Origin of the sequence: Myxococcus sp. CA056 (genome assembly GCF_013336715.1) — a bacterium.
GTDB classification, from domain to species: Bacteria; Myxococcota; Myxococcia; order Myxococcales; family Myxococcaceae; genus Myxococcus; species Myxococcus llanfairpwllgwyngyllgogerychwyrndrobwllllantysiliogogogochensis.
The window spans coordinates 1,646,614-1,672,021 of record NZ_JABUMT010000001.1; the positions used below are offsets into that span (position 1 = coordinate 1,646,614).

21 protein-coding genes are annotated in these 25,408 nt (G+C 68.9%); 10 read left to right on the forward strand and 11 right to left on the reverse strand.

What is annotated here, in order from left to right:
• Positions 1–150: 150 nt before the first annotated feature.
• The gene (locus tag HUA76_RS06705; protein WP_174465237.1) at positions 151–525 is read left to right on the forward strand and encodes a cupin domain-containing protein; all 375 of its coding nucleotides are present in this window, start codon (positions 151–153) and stop codon (positions 523–525) included.
• Position 526: 1 nt separating this feature from the next.
• Here the strand turns inward: HUA76_RS06705 and HUA76_RS46215 are convergent, their stop codons facing one another.
• Together HUA76_RS46215 and HUA76_RS06715 are read right to left on the reverse strand one after the other, a co-directional pair.
• Complete coding sequence (locus HUA76_RS46215; RefSeq protein ID WP_174460320.1) at positions 527–2,815, reverse strand: ATP-binding protein; 2,289 nt, start codon at positions 2,813–2,815, stop codon at positions 527–529.
• A 161-nt stretch (positions 2,816–2,976) separates the two neighbouring features.
• Positions 2,977–3,510 carry a hypothetical protein gene (locus HUA76_RS06715; RefSeq protein ID WP_371823432.1) on the reverse strand — a complete coding sequence of 178 codons (534 nt, stop codon included), beginning with the start codon at positions 3,508–3,510 and terminating at the stop codon, positions 2,977–2,979.
• A 192-nt stretch (positions 3,511–3,702) separates the two neighbouring features.
• Here HUA76_RS06715 and ppk1 point away from each other — a divergent pair, with 192 nt between their 5' ends.
• On the forward strand, positions 3,703–5,865 hold the full coding sequence (ppk1, locus tag HUA76_RS06720) for a polyphosphate kinase 1 (RefSeq protein ID WP_174456042.1): 2,163 nt from the start codon (positions 3,703–3,705) through the stop codon (positions 5,863–5,865).
• 365 nt (positions 5,866–6,230) lie between these two features.
• Here ppk1 and HUA76_RS06725 read toward each other — a convergent pair whose 3' ends face one another.
• Positions 6,231–7,364 (reverse strand): App1 family protein, encoded by a 1,134-nt coding sequence (locus HUA76_RS06725; RefSeq protein WP_141641880.1) that lies wholly within the window; start codon positions 7,362–7,364, stop codon positions 6,231–6,233.
• A gap of 148 nt (positions 7,365–7,512) precedes the next feature.
• Between HUA76_RS06725 and HUA76_RS06730 the strand changes: the two genes are divergently transcribed.
• Positions 7,513–7,947 carry a DUF6209 family protein gene (locus tag HUA76_RS06730; RefSeq protein WP_174460321.1) on the forward strand — a complete coding sequence of 145 codons (435 nt, stop codon included), beginning with the start codon at positions 7,513–7,515 and terminating at the stop codon, positions 7,945–7,947.
• Positions 7,948–7,993: 46 nt separating this feature from the next.
• Here HUA76_RS06730 and HUA76_RS06735 read toward each other — a convergent pair whose 3' ends face one another.
• From HUA76_RS06735 to HUA76_RS06750, 4 genes are all read right to left on the reverse strand, one after another.
• Positions 7,994–8,512, reverse strand: coding sequence for a hypothetical protein (locus tag HUA76_RS06735; protein WP_174456044.1), 519 nt, complete (start codon positions 8,510–8,512; stop codon positions 7,994–7,996).
• An 81-nt stretch (positions 8,513–8,593) separates the two neighbouring features.
• Complete coding sequence (locus HUA76_RS06740; RefSeq protein WP_174460322.1) at positions 8,594–9,754, reverse strand: L-dopachrome tautomerase-related protein; 1,161 nt, start codon at positions 9,752–9,754, stop codon at positions 8,594–8,596.
• A 117-nt stretch (positions 9,755–9,871) separates the two neighbouring features.
• Positions 9,872–11,728: a glycoside hydrolase family 15 protein gene (locus tag HUA76_RS06745; RefSeq protein ID WP_174456045.1), complete on the reverse strand. Its 1,857-nt coding sequence runs from the start codon at positions 11,726–11,728 to the stop codon at positions 9,872–9,874.
• A 13-nt stretch (positions 11,729–11,741) separates the two neighbouring features.
• Positions 11,742–12,830: a glucose 1-dehydrogenase gene (locus tag HUA76_RS06750; RefSeq protein ID WP_174456046.1), complete on the reverse strand. Its 1,089-nt coding sequence runs from the start codon at positions 12,828–12,830 to the stop codon at positions 11,742–11,744.
• Between the two features lie 179 nt (positions 12,831–13,009).
• Between HUA76_RS06750 and HUA76_RS06755 the strand changes: the two genes are divergently transcribed.
• Positions 13,010–13,585, forward strand: coding sequence for a hypothetical protein (locus HUA76_RS06755; protein ID WP_174456047.1), 576 nt, complete (start codon positions 13,010–13,012; stop codon positions 13,583–13,585).
• A gap of 111 nt (positions 13,586–13,696) precedes the next feature.
• A complete protein-coding gene (locus HUA76_RS06760) occupies positions 13,697–14,404 on the forward strand; it encodes a tetratricopeptide repeat protein (RefSeq protein ID WP_174456048.1) in 708 nt (235 codons plus the stop codon).
• Positions 14,405–14,445: 41 nt separating this feature from the next.
• Here the strand turns inward: HUA76_RS06760 and HUA76_RS06765 are convergent, their stop codons facing one another.
• Complete coding sequence (locus HUA76_RS06765) at positions 14,446–16,131, reverse strand: serine/threonine-protein kinase (protein ID WP_174456049.1); 1,686 nt, start codon at positions 16,129–16,131, stop codon at positions 14,446–14,448.
• A 255-nt stretch (positions 16,132–16,386) separates the two neighbouring features.
• Here HUA76_RS06765 and HUA76_RS06770 point away from each other — a divergent pair, with 255 nt between their 5' ends.
• The 3 genes from HUA76_RS06770 (at position 16,387) to HUA76_RS06780 (ending at position 19,178) form a co-directional block, all read left to right on the forward strand.
• Positions 16,387–17,298: an ABC transporter ATP-binding protein gene (locus HUA76_RS06770; RefSeq protein WP_254614001.1), complete on the forward strand. Its 912-nt coding sequence runs from the start codon at positions 16,387–16,389 to the stop codon at positions 17,296–17,298.
• Between the two features lie 3 nt (positions 17,299–17,301).
• Positions 17,302–18,081: an ABC transporter permease gene (locus HUA76_RS06775; RefSeq protein ID WP_371745670.1), complete on the forward strand. Its 780-nt coding sequence runs from the start codon at positions 17,302–17,304 to the stop codon at positions 18,079–18,081.
• Positions 18,082–18,161: 80 nt separating this feature from the next.
• A complete protein-coding gene (locus HUA76_RS06780) occupies positions 18,162–19,178 on the forward strand; it encodes an ABC transporter substrate-binding protein (protein WP_174456050.1) in 1,017 nt (338 codons plus the stop codon).
• A gap of 55 nt (positions 19,179–19,233) precedes the next feature.
• Here HUA76_RS06780 and HUA76_RS06785 read toward each other — a convergent pair whose 3' ends face one another.
• Positions 19,234–19,686 carry a macro domain-containing protein gene (locus tag HUA76_RS06785; protein WP_174460323.1) on the reverse strand — a complete coding sequence of 151 codons (453 nt, stop codon included), beginning with the start codon at positions 19,684–19,686 and terminating at the stop codon, positions 19,234–19,236.
• A 337-nt stretch (positions 19,687–20,023) separates the two neighbouring features.
• Between HUA76_RS06785 and HUA76_RS06790 the strand changes: the two genes are divergently transcribed.
• Positions 20,024–20,467: a hypothetical protein gene (locus HUA76_RS06790; protein ID WP_254614002.1), complete on the forward strand. Its 444-nt coding sequence runs from the start codon at positions 20,024–20,026 to the stop codon at positions 20,465–20,467.
• Between the two features lie 62 nt (positions 20,468–20,529).
• A complete protein-coding gene (locus HUA76_RS06795) occupies positions 20,530–20,949 on the forward strand; it encodes a hypothetical protein (RefSeq protein ID WP_174460325.1) in 420 nt (139 codons plus the stop codon).
• 4 nt (positions 20,950–20,953) lie between these two features.
• Here HUA76_RS06795 and HUA76_RS06800 read toward each other — a convergent pair whose 3' ends face one another.
• Positions 20,954–22,198, reverse strand: a complete 1,245-nt coding sequence (locus HUA76_RS06800; RefSeq protein ID WP_174460326.1) for an HlyD family efflux transporter periplasmic adaptor subunit — start codon at positions 22,196–22,198, stop codon at positions 20,954–20,956.
• Positions 22,199–22,301: 103 nt separating this feature from the next.
• Positions 22,302–25,406: an ABC transporter transmembrane domain-containing protein gene (locus tag HUA76_RS06805; RefSeq protein WP_174460327.1), complete on the reverse strand. Its 3,105-nt coding sequence runs from the start codon at positions 25,404–25,406 to the stop codon at positions 22,302–22,304.
• Positions 25,407–25,408 lie beyond the last annotated feature (2 nt).

Genomic DNA, 25,408 nt, shown 5'->3' on the forward strand with positions numbered 1-25,408 from the left:
AAGACTCCGCGTCCTGATAGGAGAGACCCCGGAATGAGCGCACCTCCCCGAAGCCCCAGCACCAGTTGCGCGCGCCCGCCCCGCTGGGACTCCCGCCGCCGCGTCGAGTCCGACACCGCGGAGGCGGAAACGAATGAAGTGAGCACACACATGGCATCGCCGAGCGTGGACAAGGTCAACCTTGCCCAGAAGCTGACCCTGTTCTCCGAGCACTGGTCCCCCAAAGTGGTGGGTGAGCTGAACGGACAACACGTCCGGCTGGCGAAGCTGATGGGCCCCTTCACCTGGCACCACCACGAGCACGAGGACGAGCTGTTCCTGGTCCTCCACGGCCGGCTGCGCATGGAGCTGCGCGAGCGCACCGTGGAGGTGGAGCCCGGCGAGTTCATCATCATCCCCCGGGGCGTGGAGCACCGGCCCGTCGCGGAGGAGGAGGTCCATGTCCTCCTCTTCGAGCCGGCCACCACCCTCAACACCGGCAACGTCCGCGAGGAGCGCACCGCGGACACGATGGAGAAGCTCTAGCCTAGGTCGCCCCGGGCGGCGCCGGCTCCATGGCGTCGTCCTCCAGCTCCGCGCCCAGCTCCATCAATGGCAGCTCCACCGTGAAGGTGGAGCCCTCGCCCGGCGTGCTGTCCACGTGGACGGAGCCCGCGTGCGCGTCCACCAGTTGCCGGACGATGTAGAGCCCCAGTCCGAAGCCCGCGTGGCGGCCCGCCGAGGGCACCCGCTCGAAGCGGTCGAAGATGCGCCGCTGCGACTCCAGGGCGATGCCCTCGCCGAAGTCGCGCACCACCAGTCGCGCCCGCGCCAGCCCCGCGCGCTCCACCCGCACCACCACCGGATGTCCCGCGCCGAACTTCAGCGCGTTTGACACCAGGTTCGTCACCACGCGGTCCAATCGCAGCCGGTCCCACTGGCCCACCAGCCCCAGCTCCGCGTCGAAGACAAACTTGCTGCCCACCTCCGCGGCGTGCGCGGCGAAGCGCTCCACCACCTCGTGCGCCAGGTCCGCCAGGTCCACCGGCGCCACGTCCAGCACCAGTCGCCCCGAGGACAGTCGCGACAAGTCCAGCAGGTTGAGCAGCAATTGCCCCAGCCGCTGCGTCTGCTTCAGCGCCGTGCCCAGGCCGTCACGCACCTTCTCCCGCTCCACCGCCTGGTCCGTGCGCAGCAGCCTGCGCAAGAGCAACTGGAGCGTGTTGAGCGGATTGCCCAGGTCATGCGCCGCCACGCCGATGAGCTCCACCGCCTCACGCGCCTCGCGCAAGAGCCGCGCGTTGTCCAGCGCCAGCGCCGCGCGCCCGGCCAGCTCCTCCATGAAGACCTGGTCCGACAGCGTCAGCCGCCGCTCCGGCAGGGACATCAGCAGCACCAGCACCCCCTGCGTCCGCTCTCCGGCGCGCAGCGGTACCGCCAGGTACGAGCGCACGCCCACCTGCTCCATCAGTCTCAAGTGCTCCGCGTCCTGCGCTCCCTGCGTCAGCATCTCCGGCGACACGTCCGGCACCCACTGGGAGCGCCCCGTGCGCACCACCTGCCAGAGGCCCTGGGGGACATCCGGCGGAGGTTGATAGCGCCGCACCGCCTCCCACAGCGAGGGCTCCTTCTGCGCCACCACATGCTTCACCGCCCGGGGCCGCAGCTGTCCGGACGGGGTCAGCATGTACAGCAGACAGACATCCGCCACCTCCGGCACCATCATCCGCGCCAGCTCCGCCACCATCAGGTCCGGGTCCAGGTACTGCTGGAAGACGCGGCCGGCCTCCGCGAACAATCGCTGCGTGCGCTCGGCGCGCTGTCGCTCGGTGATGTCGCGCGTCACCGCCGCGTAGCCCCGCACCTCGCCGTCGTCGTCGAGCAGCGTGTTGATGAGGGCCTCCGCGAAGAAGTGCGTGCCGTCCTTGCGCGTGCGCCACCCCTCCGTGCGCAGCCGCCCGTCCCGCCGCGCGCGCGCCAAATCTTTCTCCGGAAGCCCCAGCGCCACCTCGTCCGGAGGGTAGAAGCGGTCCACCGACTCGCCCACGACCTCCGCCGCCTGATAGCCGGTGATGCGCGTGGCGCCCGGGTTCCAGCTCGCCACCCGGCCCCGCTCGTCCAGCAGCAGCAGCGCGTAGTCCTGCACCCCCTCGACGAGCAGTTGGAAGCGCTTCGTGCTGGCCTCGGCCTCCTCCCGCAAGGGACGCAGCCGCCGCAACAACACCCACGCCAGCACCCCGGCCAGGGCCAGGCCCAGGCTCGCCGCCACCAGGGTGAGCACCAGCACCCGCTCGTCCACCTCCACCGCCGCCTGGATGCCCAGCGCGAGCCGCTCCTCCACGCTCGCGGAGAGCTGCTGGAGCGATTCATAGGCGCGCAGGCGCGTGTCCCCCACCCGCTCCTCGAAGAGGGTCTCCAACCGAGAGCGGGGCACCTGGCTGGCATGCGCCACCACCAGCTCCCGCACGGCCTGCTCATGCTCCTGCTCCGCGCGCATCACGGACTCCAGGAGCGACGCCGAGGGCTCCGTGCCCAGCCGGGGCTTCAGCCGCTCATAGGTGGCGATGAAGCGCTCGCGCGACGCCACCATCTCCTCGGCGAAGAGCGCGTCACCCGACAGCGCATAGCCCCGCTCGCTGGACACCTTGTCGCTGAAGGCCCGGCGCAGGCGCTCCACCTCCAGCAGGTCCATGGACAACTCGAGCAGGCTCGCCTTGTGGCCGGAGCGCACCGACAGCAGCGCCACCGCCGACGTCACCGCCAGCGCCAGCGCCACGAGCAGGGACGCGATGAAGCCAGCGCCGACGCGCTGTGAGAACGTCCACGGCCGCCCCACGCCGCCCCCCTCCGGACATCAGCCTCCAGCCCGAACCTCACCCAGCCCACAAGGTGGCGCTGCCGGCCATGAGCCCACACCCCCGCCCATGGGACGGCTTGGCGTCGGGTGGCGGGCAGTCGGGCCCGCCGCGAGTCAGGGGAGTGCCTGGAGCGGAGGGACTACCGCGAGCCCGCGGTGGACGACGGGGCCGCCGCTTCCGGGGCGCCGGTGGGCGCGGGCGCCACGTCGCCGGACGGGGCCTTGAAGCTGCCCGTCTCCGGCTCCACGGACCACGCGGAGAACTTCTGCTGCTTCACGTCCCTCAGCTTCCCGTCCTCGTAACAGACCGAATAGACGAGGAAGAACTCCTTCTCCACCGACGGCGCGCCGTGGCGGTAGCAGTCCGCGCCCGTCGCGTCGCGCTCGCGCGTCATGGGGCGGCCCAAAAGCGCCATCACCTGGTCCGTCGTCATGCCACCGTGCATGGACTTGAAGCCATGGGGCGTGACGACCTGGAACGTCGGGCGCTGCTCGCGCACCATCGTCCAGAACACCACCGCGAGCACCACCGGCACCAGGGCGGCCAGGAGCGCCAGCGCCCAGCGGCCTCGGGACGCCTTGCGGTCCTCCTTGTCATAGGCCGTGAAGAGGTTGCCAGCGTCCGTCGGCGCGGAGACCAGGGAGGCATTCAAGGGGTTCTCTGTCGGGCTCACGTCGACTGACATGCCGTTCCAACAGCGCGGATGCAAGAAACTCCACGCGGGCCTTCCGGTAACGCCCGCCCGGCAACTTCCCGGGCGTGTACCGTGCGCTGGAGGGCTTCCTTTCGTGACATCGAAGTTCACAATCGGTGGGAGGCCGGCCTGCTACATCCCCGCCGAGGTAGGAACCAGGAGTCGTGAAAGATGGCGAAGCGAGGCGCCGCCGGACGCAGCGTCCCCCCCCAGAAGTCCTTGGAGCGGGATGCCCTGCCAGCGGGGGCGGAGATGGATGAGGGGCTCTTCTTCAATCGCGAGCTGTCCTGGCTGGCCTTCAACGACAGGGTGCTCCAGCTGGCGGAGTCCGCGGACGAGCCGCTGCTGGAGCGGCTCAAGTTCGTGGCCATCTACGCGCGCAACCTGGACGAATTCTTCATGATTCGCGTCGCGCGCCTGCACGAACAGGTGCGCGCCAACGTGGCTCGGCTGGTGCCGGACGGCGCGGCCCCGGGCAACACGCTCGACAAGCTGCACGAGGGCATCTTCGAGCAGAGCAAGCGCCACAGCGCCATCTTCGAGAAGCTCCTGCGGCCCGCGCTCGCGGAGAAGGGCCTGCGCATCCTCAACGCGAAGGAGCTGGACGCCGACCAGCGCGCCCAGGTGGATCAGCGCTTCCGCGAGCAAATCTTCCCCGTGCTCACCCCGCTGGCCATCGGCCTGGGCCGGCACTTCCCCTACATCTCCAACCTGTCGCTCAGCCTGGCGGTGCTGCTGAGAGACCCGGAGGCCGGCGAGGAGAGCGTGGCCCGGGTGAAGGTGCCCAAGGAGCTGCTCCCCCGCTTCCTGCCCCTGAAGAACAACGTCTTCGTGCCGCTGGAGGAGGTCATCGCCCAGCACCTGGGAGACCTGTTCCCCGGCATGGAGGTGCTCAGCTGGAGCCTGTTCCGAGTCACCCGCGACGCGGACTTCACCGTGTCCGAGGACGCGGAGGACCTGCTCAAGGCGGTGGAGACGGAGCTGCGGCAGCGGCGGTTCGGCGACGTCATCCGCCTGGAGGTGCAGGCGGGCATGAGCCCCAAGCTGCTGGAGCCGCTGGTGGAGGCGCTGGGGCTGGAGTCGCGGCAGGTGTACGAGGAGCAGGGCCTCTTGGGCCTGGGGGACGTGCAGGCCATCGCCTTCGCGCCCGGCTTCCCGGAGCTGAAGGACCCGCCGTGGGTGTCCGTCACCCAGCCCCGGCTGCGTCCGGACACGGACTCGCCCGAGGGCGTCACGGTGATGGCGGCGATGCGGCGCGGGGACCTGCTCGTCCACCACCCCTACGACTCGTTCGCCTCGTCGGTGGAGCGCTTCGTCACGGAGGCGGTGGCGGACCCGGATGTCCTGGCCATCAAGCAGACCGTCTACCGCACGTCCGACAGCTCGCCGCTGGTGCCCGCGCTGATTACCGCCACGGAGAACGGCAAGCAGGCGGTGTGCATGGTGGAGCTGAAGGCCCGCTTCGACGAGCGCACCAACATCAAGTGGGCCAACGCGCTGGAAGAGGCGGGCGTGCACGTCGTGTACGGCATCCCCTCGCTGAAGACACACGCGAAGGCCATCCTCATCGTCCGGCGCGAGGGCGAGCGGGTGCGGCACTACGTGCACATCGGCACCGGCAACTACAATCCGAAGACGGCGCGCCTCTACACGGACATGGGCCTGTTCACCACGGACCCGGACATCGGCGCGGACGTGGCGGACCTGTTCAACTACCTCACCGGCTTCGGACGCCCCAAGAGCTTCCGCAAGCTGCTGGTGGCGCCCCTCACCATGCGCGAGGGCCTGCTGGAGCACATCAAACGCACCGTCGTCGCCCACACGCTGGAGCGCCCCTCGCGCATCCAGATGAAGATGAACGCGCTGGTGGACCCGGGCATCATCCGCGCCCTCTACGACGCGTCGCGCGCCGGAGTGAAGGTCGAACTCAACGTGCGAGGCATCTGCTGCCTGCGCCCCGGCGTCCCCGGCATTTCGGAGAACATCCGCGTCGTGTCCACGCTGGGCCGCTTCCTGGAGCACGCGCGCGTCTACATCTTCGAGCGCGGCACGGAGCTGCGCTGCTACATCGGCTCCGCGGACCTGATGCCTCGCAACCTGGACCACCGTGTGGAAATCCTCGCGCCGGTGGAGGACACCACGCTGGCCGCGCAGGTGCGTGACTCGCTGGAGCGCAGCCTCGCGGACAACACCCACGCGTGGGAGCTGCAGGCCGACGGCGCCTGGCGCCGGCTGACGCCTCCCGCGGGCGCGGAGAAGCGCTGGGCCCAGGGCGAAGTCATGGAGCGCGCCACCCGCCTGGCCCAGTTCCAGGGCGGCCGTCCCCTGCCTTGAACCACGGGGCCCCGACGTCCGGAGCCCCACCGACAGCCCGCTTCAGCGCGCCGACGAGGGCCGCCGCGTCGTCCACCACGAGCACTTCGCCTTGCGGCGCGGGGTGCGCAGGGGCGGACGCTGACGCGCCCTCGGCGCACACACCTGCTTGGGCGTCCTCGAACACCGCCAGACCCCACGCGCCTGGGACCAGCGCGGTGAGTGACCAGCAAAACGGATGCACCAGGTGGCCACGCGAGAACTCGCTTCCCTCAGGGATGTGGAAACAACGGACAGACCGGATAATCAGGTGCGCCTGTGCCACAACTGAAGGTTGGAATTCAAGCATTACTCATAAAATGATGCCGACGCTGTAATTTCGTAAGTCAGCCTCCGAGGTCCCTGGAGACCTCCTCACGACGATGGGCCTCCACCTCGAGGACCTCCTTCCACTGAATCCACCCGGAGCGGGCCGCGTGGCGGGCAGCCGTCGTGGTGTCGTCCACGACGAGCAGCTGGCTGCCGGCGTCGCGGATGTCGGCGGCGATGCGCTCCAGCTCGCGTGCGCGGTCGGGGTGGCCGGGCACGTTGCGGATGTAGACGCAGAGGACGCGGCCGGGGAACTCGCGGACGATGGTGCGGTAGTGCTCCGCGTCCTCCTGGCCGCTGTCGCCGATGAGGATGAAGGGCAGGTGCTCCAAGTCGCCAAGCAGCCCGCGCATCTTGTCCAGCTTGTGGCCGTGGCCGCCGCCGGGCGCGAAGCCCTGGCTGGACAGGCCCCAGTCGCGCAGCAGCAGCGGGCCGGTGGGGATGTGGTGCAGCGCGAGGAACTCGTCCAGGTGCTCGTACAGATTCCACGGGCTGCTGGAGACGTAGAAGATGGGGTTGTCGCCCGTCCCCTCGGCGCCCGCCTGGAGCGCGGCGTAGAAGGCGTCCACGCCCGGGAAGGGCAGGCGCACGCGGTGCTCGGTGAGGAACAGGGCCCAGGCGCGCTTGAGCGGGTCCGTCACGCCAGTGACGATGACGGTGTCGTCGATGTCGCTGATGACGCCGTAGCTCGCGCTCGCGCCGGCCACTCGCACGGGGGCCGCCACGCGAGGCACTCCTTCCGGCTCCGGCGACAACAGCTCCAGCTCCACCATGTGCCAGCCGGAGCGCACGCCCTCCGGAGGGGTCACCCACAGCTCCAGGAAGCCCTCCTCGTCGGTGGTGCCCTCCCAGCGCTTGTCGCCCCAGCGCACCGCCACGTGGGCGCCCGCGATTTCGCGCGTCATGTAGCGCTTGTAGGAGGCCACCGCGCTGCTCCACAGCGTGTGGCGCTGCTTCTGCGGGCGGATGTGGCGGTCCTCCAGGACGCGGGCCTTGATGACGGCGCGCTCGGAGGTGCCATGGCCCCGGTAGGGGAGGATGCGCAGCGGCGGGGCGATGCCCAGCGAGCGGCGCAAGCTCCGGCTCATCGCGTCATAGTGGGCGTCGACGCGGACGGCGAGTCGGTAGAAGGCGAGTCTTGGGTCGGCCATGGCGCGGAGCGTAAGGAGTGGGGGAGCCCGACTGTAGAAGACTCCGGGGCGGCTCGCGGGGCAAAGCCGCGAGGAAGTCGCCGTGGCCCGTGGAGCCGTCGGCCCGCGTATCCCTGGTGCCGTGCCTCTTTCGACAAGGAGTCCTGCCTTGCTGCGTCGTCACTTCCGGTGGTTGCTGGCCGCTGTCTCCGTGCTCGTCGCCTCGGTGGCCGTGTCTCAAACGGCGCCGAGCATCACCTTCCAGTCCCCGTCCCAGGGCTGGAATGTCTTCGCCTCCTCCAACCCGCTGCCCTTCGGCGGCGCCGTGAGCATCGTCTACGACGCCTCGCGATTGACGCAGTGCCGGGGCAACATCAACGCCAACACGCCGGGGTGGACGATTACCGGCCACTACCAGTTCAACAACGGCCCGGTGCAGAGCTTCTGGGTGGCGGGCTTCTCGTCCACGCCCAACCCGCCCGCGCCGTCGATTCCGCTCAACACGCGCGGCGACCTGGCCATCTGGTTCGAGAACACCAGCCGCTGGGGCTGCCAGGCGTGGGACTCCAACTTCGGCAACAACTACCACTTCAACGTGCAGTGACGTGACTCGAGCGCGCGAGGCTTCACGGGCCTCGCGCGCTCCAAAGTCATGAGGGCCGGGTGACGAGCTCCGCGCGGCCGATGGGGCTCTCTCCCTTGGCGAGCAGCGCGCGGGCGGCGAGCACGGACACGCAATCCTCCGTGCTGTGGATGTCGCCGTAGAAGGTGAGCAGCGTGGCCGGGTCCACCACGCGCACGCCGCGCGCCTCCACCGACGGGACGCTCCGGACGAAGACGTCGAGGATGACCTTGCCGCCCGCGTCATGCCGCGCGTAGCGGTAGAAGTGCGTGCTCGTCGCGTCGAAGCGCGTCCAGATGCGGTGGTAGCCCCGGGCGGTGAGCACCGGGACGACCTCCGGGAAGCGCGAGGGCTCCACGAAGAGGTCCACGTCCTTGTGGTCGTGGTAGAGCTTCAGCTCCTCATGCGGGGGCGCCATGAAGTGCCACGCCCAACCGCCGGACACCGTCACCCACGGCGCCAGCGCGAGCACTTCCTCCTCGCTGACGCGCAGTCGCTCGGGGTTCCAGGGCTCGTTCGCCCGCTTCGGATTGCGTGGGTCTCCCATGGCCGTGTCCTTTCGTGCGCCGGCCGGACGCGGGCGGACAAGGGCGGCTGACACGGGTGGAGACGCGCCGGGCGCCGGGCCTCACATGCCGGCGATGCCGCCGATGCCGGGCTTGAAGCGCCAGATGAAGTAGGGGCCGTTCGCCGCGATGTGCGCCTTGGACTGGAGCATGTGGTGGGGAATGGCGCTGTCGGCCACGTAGAGCCAGCCGTCCGGCCCGTGGTTGAGCGCGTCCGCCCAGCGGATGCGCGGGGACTTCACCAGCGTCTCCAGCCGTCCCTCCGGACTCATCCGCAGCACGGCCCCGTGCTCCACGTCGGTCATCAGCACGTTGCCTTGCGCGTCCGCGCTGAGCCCGTCGTTGAGCGGCTTGCGGCCCACGGCCTGGAGCCGCTGGGCGAGCGCCTCGTCATCCAGGCTGGCGTCGCGCAGGTCCTGGGTGCGCACCCGGTACATGGTGTCGTGGTTCATCGCGGCGAACCACAGCCACTCGTCGCTCGGGTCCAGGGCGATGCCGTCCACGCCGCACTTCAGCGCGGCGAGCCCGCCGAAGAACACCATCTCCTTGATGGGATTGCGGATGACGAAGTCGCGCGGGAAGACGGACTCGTGTTTCTCCAGCACGCGGCGCGCCTGCTTCGCGGCCACGTCGTAGACGATGAGCGCGGGCGAGCGGCGCCAGAAGCCCACGTCCGCGATGAACACCGTGCCGCCCTGGGCATCGACCCGCAGGTCCTGGAGGAAGGAGCCTGGCGGCGCGACTTGCGGCGGGAAGTCGAACTCGTGCGCGAGGTGCCCGTTGGCCAGGTCGAAGGCGAGCAGTCGCGGCACGCCGAGGCCGTGATTGCCATGGTCGATGGTCCACAGCCAGTCACGCCGGTCGATGGTGATGCCGAGCACCGTGTCGAAGAGCCTCTTCTGGAGCGCCTCCGCGGGGAACGGCACGGCCTTGCCGTCCACCCACTCCCACAGCTTCGCGCCCTCCGGCCGACTCTCCGGGTGGAGCGTGTAGAACAGGCGCCCCGTCGAGGACACCGCCACGTTGCCGATGGGCTCCGCGCTGCGCACCACCTCTTCGAGCGCGCTGTCCGGCAACAGGGGCATGCCCGTCACGTCCGGGTACGGTTCGCCTCCCCCGTAGCGAAGGCGCACGCCGAGGGTCGCGAGCACCAGCAACCCCACGACGGCGACAACGCCCTTGAGGACGCGGAGGACACGAGCGCCGGGTGCGGGGGAGGACACGGGGACGGACGGAAGCGGAGCGGCCATGAAGGGAACCGGAGAGGTGAGCCCACCTGACGCGGTGGAGCCTCACTCTCCCTCAATACGGAGGCCGACGACGAGTGGTTCTGCGTCCCGTCAGTCCTTGCGCCCCAGCGTCCGGTCCAGGTTGTACGCGGCGCTGATGAGCGACAGGTGGGTGAGCGCCTGCGGGAAGTTGCCAAGCGACTCGCCCGACATGCCCGTCTGCTCCGCGTACAGCCCCACGTGGTTGGCGTAGCCCAGCATCCGCTCGAAGGTGAGCCGCGCCTCCTCCAGCAAATCCGGCCGCACCGGGTTCGCTCGCGTCATCGCCTCCACCAACCAGAAGCTGCACAGGTTGAAGGTGCCCTCGCTGCCGGCGATGCCGTCCAGCGTGGCCTCCACGTCGTAGCGGAACACCAGCCCGTCCGACGTCAGCCCGCCCTTCGATGGCGGCTGGCGCATGTGGTCCAGCGTGGAGATCATCCGCGGGTCCACCGGCGACAGGAAGAACACCAGCGGCATCAGCAGATTCGCCGCATCCAGCGTGTCCTTCCCATACGCCTGGATGAAGGAGCCGCGCTCCTCGCTCCAGCCCCGCGCCATGATGTCCTCGAAGATGGCGTCGCGCGTCGCGAGCCACCGGGGTCGGTCCGCCGGGAAGCTGCGCTTGTCCGCCAGCCGGATGGCCCGGTCCACCGCCACCCAGCACATCAGCTTCGAATACACGAAGTGCCGCCGCCCTCCGCGCACCTCCCAGATGCCCTCGTCCGGCTGGTTCCAGTGCTCGCACACCCAATCCACCAGCCTCCGCAGGTGCCGCCAGAAGTCGTAGGAGATGGGCGCCGCGTACTTGTTGAACAGGTACACCGAGTCCATCAGCTCGCCATAGATGTCGAGCTGGAGCTGGTCCGCGGCCCCGTTGCCGATGCGCACCGGCTTCGCGCCGCCATAGCCCGCCAGGTGCGGCAGCTCCACCTCGTCCGGCACCCGGCTGCCATCCAACGAGAACATCAGCGGCAGCGGCCCGTCCCCCTGCTCCGCGCACCGCGCCTCCACCCACCGCATGAAGGCCGCCGCCTCCTTCTTGAAGCCGATGCGCAGGAACGCATAGACGGTGAAGGCCGCGTCCCGCAGCCAGCAGTAACGGTAGTCCCAGTTGCGGGTGCCACCGGGTGACTCGGGCAGACTGCACGTGGGCGCCGCGACAATCGCGCCCGTCGGGGCGAACGTCATCAGCTTCAGCGCCAGCGCCGAGCGCTGCACCGTCTCCCTCCAGCGCCCCGTGTACTGACAGCCCGACAGCCAGTGGCGCCAGTACTCCACCGTGGCGCGAAAGACCTTCTCCGCCGAGTCGTGGCTGTGCACCAGCTCCTCGCACGACACCCGCATCCCCTCGCGCAGCGTGAAGACGGCGGACTCGTTCTCCCGCAGCACGAAGCTCGCCGTGACACCCCGCTCCGCGCGCCGCATGGGCACGGAGGACGCCAGGGTGAGCTGGAGCTTCTCCGACTCGAAGGCGGCCCCGCCGGCGATGAGGTGCGTCGTGTGCGTGTCCCGCGCGTAGTTGAAGGCCGGGAAGCACTCCATCTCGAACGCCATCTCTCCGCGCACCACGCGCACGCGCCGGAGCACCTCGCGCACGTCCTTCTCGTCATCCCGCCCCATGGGCATGAAGTCGATGAGCTCCCCCACGCCGTCCGGCGTGTAGAAGCGCGTCACCAGCACGTTGGTGTCCGGCCAGTAGAACTGCTTGCACATCACTCCGTCCGGCTGGGGATGGAGGCGCCAGTGGCCACCCTTCTCCGGGTCCAGCAGCGCGGCGAAGACACTGGGACTGTCGAAGTGCGGGTAGCACATCCAGTCGATGGTGCCCTCGTTGCCTATCAGCGCCACCGTGCGCAGGTCGCCAATGACGCCGTGGTCCTCGATGGGCACCGAGCCCCCCGCCACCGAATGTCTGCCTCCCTGCATACGCACCTCGCCCTCAGCTGAAGGTGATGACCTGCTTGATTCCCTTGCCCGCCTTGCCCGTCACCACGTCGAGGAAGGCCTCCGGCGGATGGCGCGAGGTGATGAGCCGCTCCAGCCCCCCCGGCCAGCGCGCACGGAAGCGAGCCAGGTCCTCCAGCGCCGCGTCGAAGTCCGTGGCCGCCGCGTTCACCGTGCCCAGCAGCACCTGGTTGCGCAGCACCACCTGCTTGAGGAACTCCGCGCCCTCGAGCGTCAGCGGCTGTTTGTCCGACGGCACCCCCGTGAAGATGAGGACGCCATTGTTCGCCAGCGCCTCGAGCGCGTCGAACGCCGGCTTCACCACGCCGGTGGCCTCGTAGATGACGTCCGCGGGACCCACGCGGCGGACCAGCTCAGCCGGGGACACGTCCTGGGTGGAGAGGTAGGGCGCGCCCACCGCCTCCGCCGCGTCCGCCTTCGGGTTCGGCTTGCGGCTGTGCGAGTACACCGTGGTGGCGAAGCCCCGCCGCAGCAGCGTCAGCACCGCGAGCTGTCCCACCGGACCCGCGCCCAGCACCACCGCGCGCCCCGGTGCGGGCCGCCACGGCAGGCGCTCCTGGATGTGCTCCCACTGGCGCAGGCCCTTCTCGGCGATGGTCAGCGGCTCGGTGAGCACGGCGACCTCGCGCAGCTCCGTGGGCACTCGGTGCACATACGCCACGTCCTCCACGAAGTGCTCCGAGCAGAAGCCATGGGCCTCCTTGATGCCGCGCTCGGTGAAGTCCCCGGTGATGCAGAAATCGGGATGACCGCCGCGACACGCGGGACAGGTGGCGTGAGGACACGGCCTGCGCACGCGCGGGACGACGAGGTCCCCGACTTGAAGCCCCTTCACGGCCGAGCCCACCTCCACCACCTCGCCCAGACACTCGTGGCCGAGGATGAGGAAGTCCGAGCCCGGAGGCGGCGAGCCGTAGGTGAACGAGACGATGTCCTTGTCCGTGCCGCACACGCCCACCTCGCGGGTGCGCACCTTCACCTGAGTGGGAGACTGGAGCTGGGGCTCTGGCGCGTCGATGACGCGCACCTCTTTCTTCCCGGGAAAGACGGCGACGGCCTTCATGCGCGGCTCCTGCCCATTCGAGTGCCGAATCCTGGTTGAGGTGTTCACCGCGCGGCTGGGACACCAGGGTCAAGGGTTGGGGGGTACACAGCGCCCGGTCGCCCGCTGACCGGGGGCGGCTGTCGACGAGTGCACGAAACCGCTGCCAGCCGGAGGCTCCCGGTCTATGAGTGGTGACCGTGAGCGAGCCCCTTCCCGCTGCCCCCACCGACGACACGCCCCTCGCCAGCCGCTCCACGGCCATTGGCACCGCGGCCTTCCTCCTCCTCGCCCTGCCCTTCCTGGTGTTCGGCCTGTGGCTCCTGGACGGAAAGTCGCGGATGGACCTCCGCTGTGAGCCGGGTGGGCCCTGCACCCTCACTCGCTCCGGGTGGCTCACGCGCGAGCCTTTGGCCACGCTGCCGCTGGACGCGATTCAGGCCGTCAAGGTGGAGCGCAGCCGCAGCGCCCGCCGCGCGTCCGTGCCCATCTTCCGACCCCAACTGGAGACGACGCAGGGCAAGCTGCCCCTCTTCGCGCAGTGGGCCACCGAGGAGGCCGAGGCCACCGCCGTGAAGGAGCAGGTGGAGCGCTACCTCGCCGCGCCGGGCGCGGGACCGCTGGAGGTGACCCGGGATGACCGGCGCGCGTCCCTGCGCGTGGGCGGCGCCTTCACCGGCGTGGGCGTGGCGCTGTTCATCTTCAGCCTGTGGCTGGCGTGGCGCACGCGGACCCACCGCCGCGTCGAGCGGGCCGCTCAGGCTTCAGCGGCCTGACACGGTCACTCCGCACCCGGTCAACCCCAGACATCCAGCGCGTGTCCCGTGGGCTCGCCGCCCCAGGGGGGTGGATTCCTGTCCACGGCCTCCGTGCTAGCTTTGCCAGACATGGAAGCTTCGACGAACCCGAGAAGCTGGGGGGCCTGGGTGGTGGTGCTGTGGGCCTGGCTCGCGCCGGGACTGGCCACCGCGAATCCCCCCGACGCAGAGAACTCTTCAGGGCTCTTCCGCCACCGCATCGAGCGCGCGGGGACGCTGTACGAGTCGCTGGAGTACGAGAAGGCGCTCAACTGGCTGACGCAGGCGAAGCAGGTCGCGTCCACCACCGACGAGCAGGTGGAGGTGGCGCTCTATCGGGGGCTGGTGCTCGCGGACCTGGGCCGCAGGAAGCAGGCGCTGGAGGAGTTCCGCACCGGCCTCACACTGCGGCCCCTGGCGAAGCTGCCTGTCGCGGCGGCGCCCAAGGTGGAGCGGGACTTCGAGTCGGTGCGCAAGCAGGTGCAGCTCAAGCAGGGCACCGAGTCCGCGAAGGCCGCGCCCGTGGAGGCCCCTCCTCCCGTCGTCGAGGAGCCGAAGGCCGTCGCGCCCGCGCCCGTGGAGAAGCAGGCGGACGCCACGCCCGAGCCGAAGCCGCTGCCCATCCACGAGTCGAAGCCAGGCTTGCGTTCGCGCCTGGGCGCCGCGGGCTCCTCGCTGGGAAAGAATGTCGGCTCGGCGCTGGGCTCCGCGCTGGATACGGTGATGGGCCCGAAAGACAAGCCCGCGACTCCGCCACCATCCGAGCAGCCCGCCGCCGCCGCGAAAGATGAGCCGTAAGCGCTCCGTCCCGCCGCCCGCCACGCGGGATGAATCTCGGCTCAGTCCTCCTGCAACAGATTGAGCTTGAAGACATTGGCCACGCCCGCCTTCACCTCGAAGCTGCGCGTCACCTTCTTCCCCAATCGCGGGTTGGAGGCCGTCACGGTATGGATGCCCGCCGGGACGTCGATGACGGCGAGCGGTGTTTCGCCCAGCAGCCTTTTGTCGAGATACACGACGGCATAGGGGCGGATGCGAAACTCCACCGAGCCCAGCGCGCGCTTCACCGCTGGTGACGCGGGCTCCTTGCTCTCCACATGATTGTCACTCGCGGGAGGCACCACGGGCGCGAGCAGGTCGAAGTCGTCTGTGTCGGGGGGCCCTTCGTCCTGCTCCCGCTTCACCGCGAGCTGGGCCTCCAACTCGGCCTCGTCCGGCTTCTCCTCCACGCCCTTCGTGTCCTTCGTGTCCGCGGGGACCGTGGGCGCGGCGGCCACGAGCGCGGTAGCCCCTGGTGCCTGCGTCGCCGCTCCCGGCTGAGCCTGGGGCACAGGGGACGGAGTTCCTCCGAGCAGCGCGTAACCACCCCCCGCGACGAGCAGCGCCGCACCCACGAGCGCCACCGGCACGAGCCTCTTCTTCCGCGCGGCGCCCGCCTCCGAGCGAGGACGCTGCTCCGTGTCCTGTTCGAACACCGAGGGAGCGGGCGGGTCCTGTGTCTCGGGGTGCTGCCTTCGTGAGGGGCCGGAGGGCACCGTGCGCTCGGGCGTCTCCACCCGAGCGTCCCGCAGCTCGGGCCGAGACGACATCGGCGCGGGCGTCGGAACGAGGCGCTCCTCCACCACCTGCCCGACGGCCTGGGCAATCTGATACGCGCCCACCGGCTCGCCCAGGGACAACACGAAGCGCTCCAGGTCCGCATGAAGCGCGCGACAGTCCGCGTAGCGGTCCTCGCGGTCCTTGTGCAGCGCCCGGGTGATGATGGCTTGAAGGGCGCTGGGAACATCCTTGCGATGACGGCTCACGGGCACCGGTTCGCTCGAGACGATGGCCTGCATCATCGCCAGCTCCGAGGGCCCATCGAAGGGCAGACGTCCCGTGAGCAGCTCGTACAGCACCACGCCGAGCGCATACACATCCACGCGCCGGTCCAGCGGGTCCGCCCGCACCTGCTCGGGCGGCATGTACGCGACCTTGCCCTTCACGATGCCGGTCTGCGTGCGGTGCTTTTGTCCCGCCACCTTGGCGATGCCGAAGTCCACCACCTTCACCGCGCCCTGCCGGGACACCAGGATGTTGTCCGGGCTCACGTCGCGGTGAATCAACCCGAGCGGCTGGCCCGTCGTCGGGTCCGCGAACTCATGCGCGAAGGCGAGGCCCTCCGCCGCCTGCGCCACGACCTTGGCGCAGATGCCGGGGGCCAGCGGCTGCCCTCGCGTCGCGGCCTGTCGCTGCCAGCGCCGCAGGTTGGGCCCGTCGATGAGCTCCATCGTCAGGAAGTAGCTGCCCTCGGCTTCACCGAAGTCGAAAATCTGGACGACGTTCGGGTGGTTGAGCCCCGCGACGAGCCGCGCTTCGCCGAGGAACATCTCCACGAAGGACGGGTCCTCCGCCAGATGCGGGAGGATGCGCTTGAGCACCAGCGTCTTCTCGAAGCCCCCGGGCCCGGCCGCCTTCGCCAGGAACACCTCCGCCATGCCTCCGGTCGCCAGCTTGCGGACGAGTTCGTATTTCCCCAGGTGCATTGGCGGGAGATTCCCCCAGGTCTCTCTCCAAGGGAACCCCCACACCTGCCCTCCGGTCCGGGACAGCCGGGCGGGCACCGGAAGCAAGCGCCTCCGGAGTCCCTACGTTTCAGAAGCCGAGGTCACGAAGTGCTTGTACCCACGTCCAAGCACCGGGCCTCCCTGGTTGCTGGACGAGGAAGCAGGATGGCGAGCGCTCTCGAAGCGGCTCGCCACCCCCTTCCGCCCTGCCCACATGTGCCTAGTTTGTGGCCGATGCTGCGTGCCCTCCTTGGCCGATGGCGAAGCTCGCTGCGCCTGCTCCGGCCAGCGCACGTGGAGGCCGACCACGCGAAAATCTCCGTCACCCAGCTGGGCCACCGCTACGCCAACAAGGTCGTGGCGCTCCAGGACGTGGACCTGAACGTCCGCTCGGGGGAGCTCGTCTGCCTTCTGGGTCCTTCGGGCTGCGGCAAGTCCACGCTGCTCTACGCGCTGGCCGGCCATGTGCAGCCCACCGGCGGCACGGTGTCCATTGATGGACAACGCATCCGAGGCCCCGGGCCGGACAGGCTCCTGATGTTCCAGGAGGCGGCCCTCTTCCCGTGGCTCACGGTGCGCGGAAACATCACCTTCGCCCTGGCCGCGCGAGGCGTGCCGCGCTCCCAACGCAAGGAGCGCGCGGACCAGTACATCCGACGCGTGCAGCTCCAGGGCTTCGAGGAGACGCTGCCGCACCAGCTCTCCGGCGGGATGAAGATGCGCGCCAGCCTGGCGCGGGCGCTCGCGGTGGACCCGACGGTGCTGCTCATGGACGAGCCCTTCGGCTCGCTGGACGCGCAGACGCGCATCCACATGCAGGAGATGCTTCAGTCCATCTGGATGCGCACCCACAAGACGATTGTGTTCGTCACGCACGACGTGCACGAGGCGCTGATGCTGGGCACCCGCGTCGTCCTGATGGCGCCGAGGCCGGGACGCATCGTGAGGGATTTGGAGGTCCACCTGCCCATGCCGCGCCACCCGGAGGACGCGGCGCTCACGGAGATGGTCCGCCATGTCCAGGGCCTCTTGCGCGAGGTGGAGCGAAACGCCCTGCCGGAAGCGACACCGCCGAGGGCAACCTCGTCCACGACGGCGTCGACCCACACGCTGCCCGCGTCGGGACTGCCTCGGCCCGTGAGGTGAGCCATGAAGCGCGATGCCCCCTTGAAGAACTACGGGCAGAAGCTGGGCCTGATGCTGTTGCTGCTGGGCGCCTGGGAGGGCCTGTCCCGGCTGGGCATCTGGTCTCCGTACCTCTTCCCCGGGCCAGTGACGGTGGCCAAGAGCCTGTGGAGCATGGCGGTCGACGGGCGGCTGTTGGATGCCACGCTGCGCTCCCTGGGGCGACTGGGCCGTGCCTATCTGATGTCGGTGGCCATCGGCGTTCCCCTGGGCCTGCTGATGGCGCGGCTGGCATTCTTCCGCAACGCGGTGAAGCCGGTGGTGATGGGGTTGCAGGCGCTGCCGTCCATCTGCTGGCTGCCGCTGGCGCTCCTGTGGTTCGGGCTGACGGACACGTCCATCCTCTTCGTCGTGGTGATGGGCAGTGTGCTGGGCATCGCCATCGCCACGGAGGACAGCGTGCAGGGCGTGGACCCGCAGTTGTTGCGAGTGGCCAGCACGCTGGGCGTTCGCGGCCTGCGCTTCCAGTTCGGCGTGTTGTTGCCGGCGGCGCTGCCGGGCATCGTCACGGGGCTCAAGCTGGGGTGGAGCTTCGCGTGGCGCGCGTTGCTGGCTGGCGAGCTGCTGTTCGTCTCGGGGGGCCTGGGACAACTGCTCACGGTGGGGCGTGAGTTGATGGATGTTCCTCAAGTGATGGCGGTGATGGTGGCCATCATCCTCATTGGCATCACCGTGGACCGTGTCTTCTTCCAGACGGTGGAGGGGCGGTTGCGGCGTCGGTGGGGGCTGGAAGGCACGCTGTGAGGCGTGGGACGTGAAGCGCCCGACGCTTGTGCTTCGACACCCGTTGCCAACCCGTCCCGCCGTCCCTCTTCTGGGTGCCTATGCGCGCGTTTCGTTCCCTGGCTGTCCTCGTGCTCGCTGGCCTCATGGGGCTGGGGGTCGGTTGCAAGCGTGACGCGTCTGGCGGTGCCGACGCGCCCTTGCGCATGGGGTTCTTCCCCAACATCACGCATGCGCAGGCGCTGGTGGGCAACGCCGAGGGCGCCTTCGCGGCGGAGCCTGGCGTGGGGAAGCTGGAGGTGAAGCAGTTCAACGCGGGGCCCGCGGCCATGGAGGCGCTGGTGGGCGGCTCGCTGGACGTGTCGTACGTGGGCACGGGGCCCGCCATCAACACGTACCTCAAGGCGGGCAAGGACCTGCGCATCATCGCGGGCGCGGTGAATGGCGGGGCGGTGCTGGTGACGCGCACGGCGAAGTCGGCGGCGGAGCTGAAGGGGAAGAAAATCGCGACGCCCCAGCTTGGCAACACGCAGGACATCGCGCTGCGCCACTGGCTGAAGCAACAGGGCTTGAGCACGAACCTGGATGGACAGGGTGACGTGCAGATTGTGCCGCTGACGAACTCGGACATCCTGGTGCAGTACCTGCGGGGAGGAATCGAGGGCGCGTGGGTGCCGGAGCCCTGGGGCACGCGGATGCTGCTGGAGCCGGAGGGCGGCGGGCAGATTCTCGTGGATGAGAAGACGCTGTGGCCGGAGGGGCGCTTTCCCACCACGGTGATAGTGACGACGCGCAAGGTGTTGGAGACGCAGCGTCCGCGCATCGTGGCGCTGCTGCGCGCGCACGTGAAGCTGACCGAGCGGTGGCAGCAGAACCCGAAGGGCTTCACGGCGGAGGTGAACCAGGCGTTCGGGAAGCTGACGCAGAAGCCATTGCAGCCGGCGATTCTGCAGGGTGCGTTCTCACGACTGGAGCCGAGTCTGGACCCGGTGCCCACTGCGCTGAGCACCGCCGCGAAGCATGCGCAGGAGCTGGGCTTCATCCCCACCTCGGACATCAACGGGCTGGTGGATTTGAGCGCACTGAATGAGGCGCGCGGGAGCGGGGCGAAGAACTGAGGGACTGCTCTGGTCCGACACGAAGGGCCGCGCGGGACCTCAGGGAACGGGTGCGTCAGCCGGGGGGATAGACGAGCACCCGAACGGAGGAGATTCGCGCGAAGGACTCCTGGATGAAGGGGAAGACCTCCGTCCACGCCAGGCCTCCATTTCCGCAGCCCAGGGCGGGAACGGCCAGTGATTGAATCCCCCGGCGTTGGACCTCCTCGACGAGGGACTCGAGGCCCGTGCGAATCCACTCCAGGCGCGAAGGCTGGCGCCAGCTCCGCTTCGTCGGGAAGTTGATGATCCACCGCGGGCCCTTCAGCGCTCCCAGGTCGAAGACATGGACGCGGCCCGTCTCGAGGCGACCCGCCTTCGCCTCGCGTTCGTACTCCTTGAACATCGCGGGGAAGGCTCGCTTGAACTGGAGTGCGATGCCCTTGCCCATCACTCCTTCCGTGTTGACGGCGTTGATGAGCGCCTGGACGTCCGCTTGAAGGAGATTGCCTTCGGCGAGTTCAATCATGGGTGTTCCTCTTGATGGGTTTTCGCGGCGGGAGCGACACCTTCCTGTCGGGCGCACCACTCGCATGCCTCTGGCGTCAGCGATGCTAGAAGTACGACTCCTGCCATCGAAGAGGGAGCACTACCGAAGCCCCTTCAACGGAACGTTCATGAGCGTTCGACTCGGATGTGCCGCAGCGTTCTGTGTATTCCTGGCCTGCTCCACGAGCACGCCCGTTCCTGGTGGAGAACGCGACTACTGGAGAGAAGGCCCCCATGTGCATGTTCGTGGGCCCTGGACCGCTGTTACCCCATCGACGGACGTAGATGAGGTCATCGACCAACTCTGCCCGGCCATCATGTCGCAACCACGCGCACGGGACCGTGACTACGGCCAGGAGTACTGCGGCGTCATCTACTCTCTGAGCGATGGCCAGTACTACGCGAGCATGCCTTCTCCCTTGGGAGAGCCCGTTCCTGTCGGTCCCTCGAAACAGAAGAAGTGCATTCCCCCTCGCTACGTTGTCGATGCGCGAGGCCGCCCCGTCGTCCTCGCGGACTTCCACAGCCATCCCTGGGCACCCTCTCCCATGTCTGCGACAGACCGGATTGCCGCGACTCAGGTCTGGAGCATCCGCATCCAATTCGACAATGCATGCACCGTCATGAAGCTGGTTCCTCATCTGGGCAGTTCGCTGCCAGGAGAAGTCTACGTGCGGACGGAGAAGCAGTGGAGTCTGGTCGGCATCATCAGGCCCGCCGACAAGCGGTATGGCATCGTCACCGCGGTAGACCAGAACTGAAGGCGTACCGTGCGGACGACCCAGGTTCGTGACACAAGAGGCACCGCAGCCACGAGGACCCCATGACGCGCGCGTTGATGATTCTTCTATTCCTCCTGCCCGCCTGCGCTCTCTTCCAACGCCCTCCTCGCCCTGTTCACGCGTCCCAGGCAGAGGCAGCAAAGGTCGAGATCCCGCTCGCGTTTCCTGAAGAGGGGCGTCAGATCATCCCCGGAACAACGCTGAGGGCCATCCAGCTCGCGATGGAGGACTACCTGCCCTGGGACTACAAACTCCCCGGAACGGCGACTCCTCTTCAGCAGTGCCTCGCTCGCCGCGAGGCCTACGATGTCGTGGCCGCACCGGGTCCTCACGGTGTCGTGTTCGTCAGCATCGTTCCCAACCCGGAGGTCTGCGACGTCGGCGGCCCTCCGCTGCTGGACATCGGCGCCACCTACGCCATTGATGTCACTGGCTGGCGGATCCTCTCTGTACAGCAGTAGCGACTCAGTGACCCAGGCTGTCCACGCCGCGCAGTGGGCGCATCAGCGCGGAGATGAGCCGCTCGCGTCGCACGACGAATTCCGCAGTGCCCGTCATCCCCGGACGCAGCCGCACGGGCACTCCCGCCGTGGAGCGGGGCTCACCGGGGACTTTCACGTCGACGCGATAGGGCGCGGCGCCCAGCGTGTCCTCCTGCCGCCGCGTCGTGTCCCCCGCGATTCGCGACAGCTCCCCCAACAGAACGCCGAAGTCCTGGAAGGGATACGCGTCCAGCTTGATGCGCACCGGCTGCCCGTCTCGCAGGAAGGCGATGCCCTCCGATGCCACCACCGTGCGCAGCACGAGCCCATCCTCCGATGGCACCACCAGCGCAAGCACAGTCCCCGCCTGCACCACGTCCCCTCGGTCGAACACCGTCAACCCCTGCACCGTGCCCGCTCGCGGCGCCACCACCTCCAGCCGCGCGGCCTCCAATCGCGTCTCCTCCAGTTCCCCCGTGTAGCGCTCCAACTCCACCTTCGCCGCCGACAGCGCAGCTCCATCCGAGAGCGAAGCCACGCGCGAGTCACCCTCCAGCCCACGCTGCTCCAACTCCAATCGCCCCAGGCTCGCTTCCAGCTCGCGCACGGAGGCCTGCGCCGCCACCACCTGCGAGCGCGCCACCTCCGCTTGCACGGACGCGTTCTCCGCTTCCACCAAGGCGACGAACTCCTTCTCCCGCAGGTGTTCAGCGTTCCGAGCATCCCTTGAGCGCGCCTCCGCCTCACGCTCCTTCGCGTGGATGAGCGCTCGCGCGGCTTCCAGCCGAGCCGCTGTCTCCAACGCCGTCGCCTTGCGCACGCGAACCTGCATCCCGAACGACTCCGTCCGCGACGCCACCAGCGCCTCCAGCATCACCACCCGCGAGCGCGCTTCCACCACCTGCTGCTCCAGCAACCTCACCCGAGAGCGCACCTGCGCGTCATCCAGGCGCAACAGGACAGCGCCCTGCTCCACCTGCTGTCCCTCGCGCACCGCGATGTCCAGCACCACACCGGAGCGCGGCGCCTGCACTCGCGCCGTCTCCCCCACGGGAGCCACCACGGCCTGGCCCCGGACCACCACATCCATCTCGACGAAGAACAGCGCACCGAAACCCAGCAGCGCCAGCCCCGCGCACACCGCATACAACCCACGCAGCACGCGGCGCGTCCGAGGAAAGTCGAGGACCGGCAACAACTCCCGATAGGTGTCCTCAATCACCGCCATGAGCATCCTCCGCTCCATGGAGCTTCCCCGCGCCGCTTCCCCGCCGCGTTCTCAGTCAGAACCATGAGCACCCTCCGCTCCATGGCGCGTCCCTGCCCCATTCTCAATCACCGCCATGAGCACCCTCCGCTCCATGGCGCTTCCAGTTCGGTGTCGCCTGCGCGAGCGCGCTGTACAACTTGCCCTGCGCGGACATGAGCGACTCGTGCGTCCCCATCTGGGAGATATGTCCCTCGTTCATCACCACGATGCGGTCCGCGTGCTGCAACGTCTGGAGCCGGTGACTGATGATGAGCGTGGTGCGCCCTCGGACGATGTCGCGCAGCCGGTCATGAATCGCCTGCTCCGCCAGCGGGTCCAGCGCCGCCGTCGCCTCGTCGAAGATGAGGATGCGCGGGTCCGTCACCAACGCTCGAGCGATGATGACCCGCTGACGCTGTCCCCCCGACAACGTCAACCCACGCTCCCCCACCAGCGTCTGGAACCCATACGGCAGCTCCGTGACGAAGTCATACGCCCCCGCGAGCCTCGCCGCCCGCACCACCGCTTCCTCCGTCACCGGACGCCCACAGGCGATGTTGTCGAACACCGTTCCGGAGAACAGCTGCGTCTCCTGCGTCACCATCCCTATCTGCCCACGCACCGACTCCGGAGTCACGTCCCGCAGGTTGTACCCATCAATCGAGACCGTCCCCTCGCTCGGGTCATGCAACCTCAGCAGCAGCCGCACCAGCGTGCTCTTTCCACACCCCGACGGCCCCACCAGCGCCACCACTTCCCCTGGCGCGAACTCCAGGTCCAGCCGCTCCAATGTGTTGGACTCACGGCCAAGCCCATAGCGGAAGCTCACCCCCCGGAAGCGGATGTGCCCCTTCACCTGCGGCAGCTCCAGCACCGCCGACGCCCGCTTGTCCCCCTCCCCCGCCACGTCCTGCACCGCACCCACTCGCTCCAGATGCGCCTGCACCCGCTGGTAGTCCCGCCACTGCGTCGCCAGTCGCACCACCGGCCCACTCATCTGCCTTGCGAACAAGGTCGCCGCGATGAGCGCTCCCACCGTCAGCTCCCCCCGCAACACCGCGCGCGAGCCCACCCACAACACCAACGCACTGCCCACCAGGTCCAACGTCTGCGACACACTCGCGCCAATCGCCCCGTGCATCGAGGCCTTGAAGCCATGCTGCAGCGACGGCGCCAGCAAGCGCTGCATCGTGCGCAGGAACGGCAACTCCAGCGCATGCGCCTTGAGCGACTCGAAGCCCTTGAACGAGTCCATCAGGTGCGTCTGGTACAGGTCATGCTGTGACAGGTACGCCACCGTGTGGTTCCGCACCCAGCGGCCCACCACGGCCGACACCAAGAGGTGCAGCGGCATCAACCCCAGCGCGAGCACCGCCAGCGTGGGCGAGTACATCATCAACACCCCCGCCGTGCTCAACACCAGCGCCACATCGATGGTGATGGCGATGGCGTTGTCCACGATGAAGCCTCGAATCAGCCCCACCTCCATGAACCGGTTCAGGATGTCGCTCGTCGTGAAGCGCTGGAACAACCCCGACGCCCCATCCAGCACCCGTCGATAGAGCGTCTCCACCACGTCGCGTTCGATTCGCGTGGACACCTCCAGCACCAGATAGCTCCGCGCGAAGGCCAGCACTCCCGACAACAGCGCCGTGCCCACCAACCCCGCCAACAACACATCGAGCAGCTGCGCATCCGCCCGCATCAACACCCGGTCGATGACCACCTGACTTCCCAGCGGAAACGCCAACGCCAGCACCTGCAACAACAACGACAGACCCACCAACTCCGCGATGACCCCTCGGTACGGTCGCAGCAACACGGAGAAGCGCGCCAGCGCGGACTTCTCCTGCTGCTTCGGCGGAAGCGCCGCCACCGCCGTCGCCATCCGGTCCGACGGCTTGAGCAACAACAGCACCCCACGCCAGGAGCGCAGGAACTCCTCCCTCGGAATGAAGCGCGTGGAGAACGACGGGTCACCCACGACGACACCCTTCCGGGTGACTCGCCACACGACGACGAAGTGGTGCCGGTCTTGAAGATGCGCGATGGCCGGCAGGTCCACCGAGCGCAACAGCTCCCAGTCCGCCTGGACGCCCGTGGTGATGAACCCGAGCTGCTCACCCGTGCGCGACAAGTCCAACAGGCTGGTGCCATACCGGCTCACACCCGCGAGCTTCATCAGCGACGGGTAGTCCAGCTCGTGCCCGTAGTACCGCGCCACCATCCGCAGGCACGCGGCACCACAGTCCATGTGCTCCTGCTGTCGATAGAACGGCACCTGTTTCCACGGCGACGCGGCCGTGGGGCGCTCCGGCAGCTCCATCGAGGACTCCTCTTCGGGAGGTGCCTCGGGTGGAGCATTCACGTCCGTGAGGACCACGTGCGGCCAGCGATTGAACTGCGCGCTGCTCCTCGCCACACGCCGACCCAGCGCGCGTCGCACGCCCGGGAAGCGCAGCAACACCTCCGCCGCGGCGCCTCTGGGAGCGGACAGCAGGGTGCTGGTCTCCAGCGCTGTCGCCGCCGCGAAGACGGGTGCGTCCAGCAGCAGCGCATCCAACGCGAAGTCCTCGCCCGGCCCCAGCGCCCGCTCGCCATAGCGCACCGAGCCCTGCCTCAACACCCACCACTCCGCCGCCGTCGCTCCCGCCGGCATCAACACCGTGCCCTCCGGAACCGCGCCCTCCCGGAAGCACGCCGCGAGCCGCAACACACCCTCCGGCTCCACATCGTCCCCGAACAAGTCGAGCAGCGCCCGGCGCAACGCGGGACACAGCAGCGCCGTCAGCCCACCCGTCTCGTCCAGCGCCAACGCCTCCCGGAAGTCCGCGCCGGGCACCTCCAGCACGCGCGTCCCTCCACCCGTCACGACGTCGAAGCCGTGCGTCGCTCCGTCTTCACGCGCATGCGCGCCATACAGCTCGCCCGCCGCCACATGCGTCACCCGGAGGAAGGCCCCGTGATTGGCACCCAGGTGCCCCATCACCAACATGCCCTCAAGGACCAGGCGCACCGTGTCGCAAGGCTGACCCCGATTCGCGACGAGTTCCTGCGACACGTACTCACGCACGCGGCCCGTCTTCATCAAGTGTCGGCGCACCTCATCCGGCAGAATGCGCAGCACGCCGGACACGCGGCGCGCGTCCAGCGGGGAGACCTCAACGGAGTCCGCGAGCACACTCATCT

Excerpts from the sequence above, each read along its gene's own strand:
- HUA76_RS06750 (WP_174456046.1), bottom strand. The coding sequence starts at position 12,830 with ATGAAGGCCGTCGCCGTCTTTCCCGGGAAGAAAGAGGTGCGCGTCATC.
- HUA76_RS06775 (WP_371745670.1), top strand. The coding sequence starts at position 17,302 with ATGAAGCGCGATGCCCCCTTGAAGAACTACGGGCAGAAGCTGGGCCTG.
- HUA76_RS06705 (WP_174465237.1), top strand. The coding sequence starts at position 151 with ATGGCATCGCCGAGCGTGGACAAGGTCAACCTTGCCCAGAAGCTGACC.
- HUA76_RS06725 (WP_141641880.1), bottom strand. The coding sequence starts at position 7,364 with ATGGCCGACCCAAGACTCGCCTTCTACCGACTCGCCGTCCGCGTCGAC.
- HUA76_RS06800 (WP_174460326.1), bottom strand. The coding sequence starts at position 22,198 with ATGGCGGTGATTGAGGACACCTATCGGGAGTTGTTGCCGGTCCTCGAC.
- HUA76_RS06765 (WP_174456049.1), bottom strand. The coding sequence starts at position 16,131 with ATGCACCTGGGGAAATACGAACTCGTCCGCAAGCTGGCGACCGGAGGC.
- HUA76_RS06735 (WP_174456044.1), bottom strand. The coding sequence starts at position 8,512 with ATGGGAGACCCACGCAATCCGAAGCGGGCGAACGAGCCCTGGAACCCC.
- HUA76_RS06760 (WP_174456048.1), top strand. The coding sequence starts at position 13,697 with ATGGAAGCTTCGACGAACCCGAGAAGCTGGGGGGCCTGGGTGGTGGTG.
- HUA76_RS06785 (WP_174460323.1), bottom strand. The coding sequence starts at position 19,686 with ATGATTGAACTCGCCGAAGGCAATCTCCTTCAAGCGGACGTCCAGGCG.
- HUA76_RS06780 (WP_174456050.1), top strand. The coding sequence starts at position 18,162 with ATGCGCGCGTTTCGTTCCCTGGCTGTCCTCGTGCTCGCTGGCCTCATG.
- HUA76_RS06770 (WP_254614001.1), top strand. The coding sequence starts at position 16,387 with ATGCTGCGTGCCCTCCTTGGCCGATGGCGAAGCTCGCTGCGCCTGCTC.
- HUA76_RS06790 (WP_254614002.1), top strand. The coding sequence starts at position 20,024 with ATGTCGCAACCACGCGCACGGGACCGTGACTACGGCCAGGAGTACTGC.
- HUA76_RS06805 (WP_174460327.1), bottom strand. The coding sequence starts at position 25,406 with ATGAGTGTGCTCGCGGACTCCGTTGAGGTCTCCCCGCTGGACGCGCGC.
- HUA76_RS06745 (WP_174456045.1), bottom strand. The coding sequence starts at position 11,728 with ATGCAGGGAGGCAGACATTCGGTGGCGGGGGGCTCGGTGCCCATCGAG.
- ppk1 (WP_174456042.1), top strand. The coding sequence starts at position 3,703 with ATGGCGAAGCGAGGCGCCGCCGGACGCAGCGTCCCCCCCCAGAAGTCC.
- HUA76_RS06795 (WP_174460325.1), top strand. The coding sequence starts at position 20,530 with ATGACGCGCGCGTTGATGATTCTTCTATTCCTCCTGCCCGCCTGCGCT.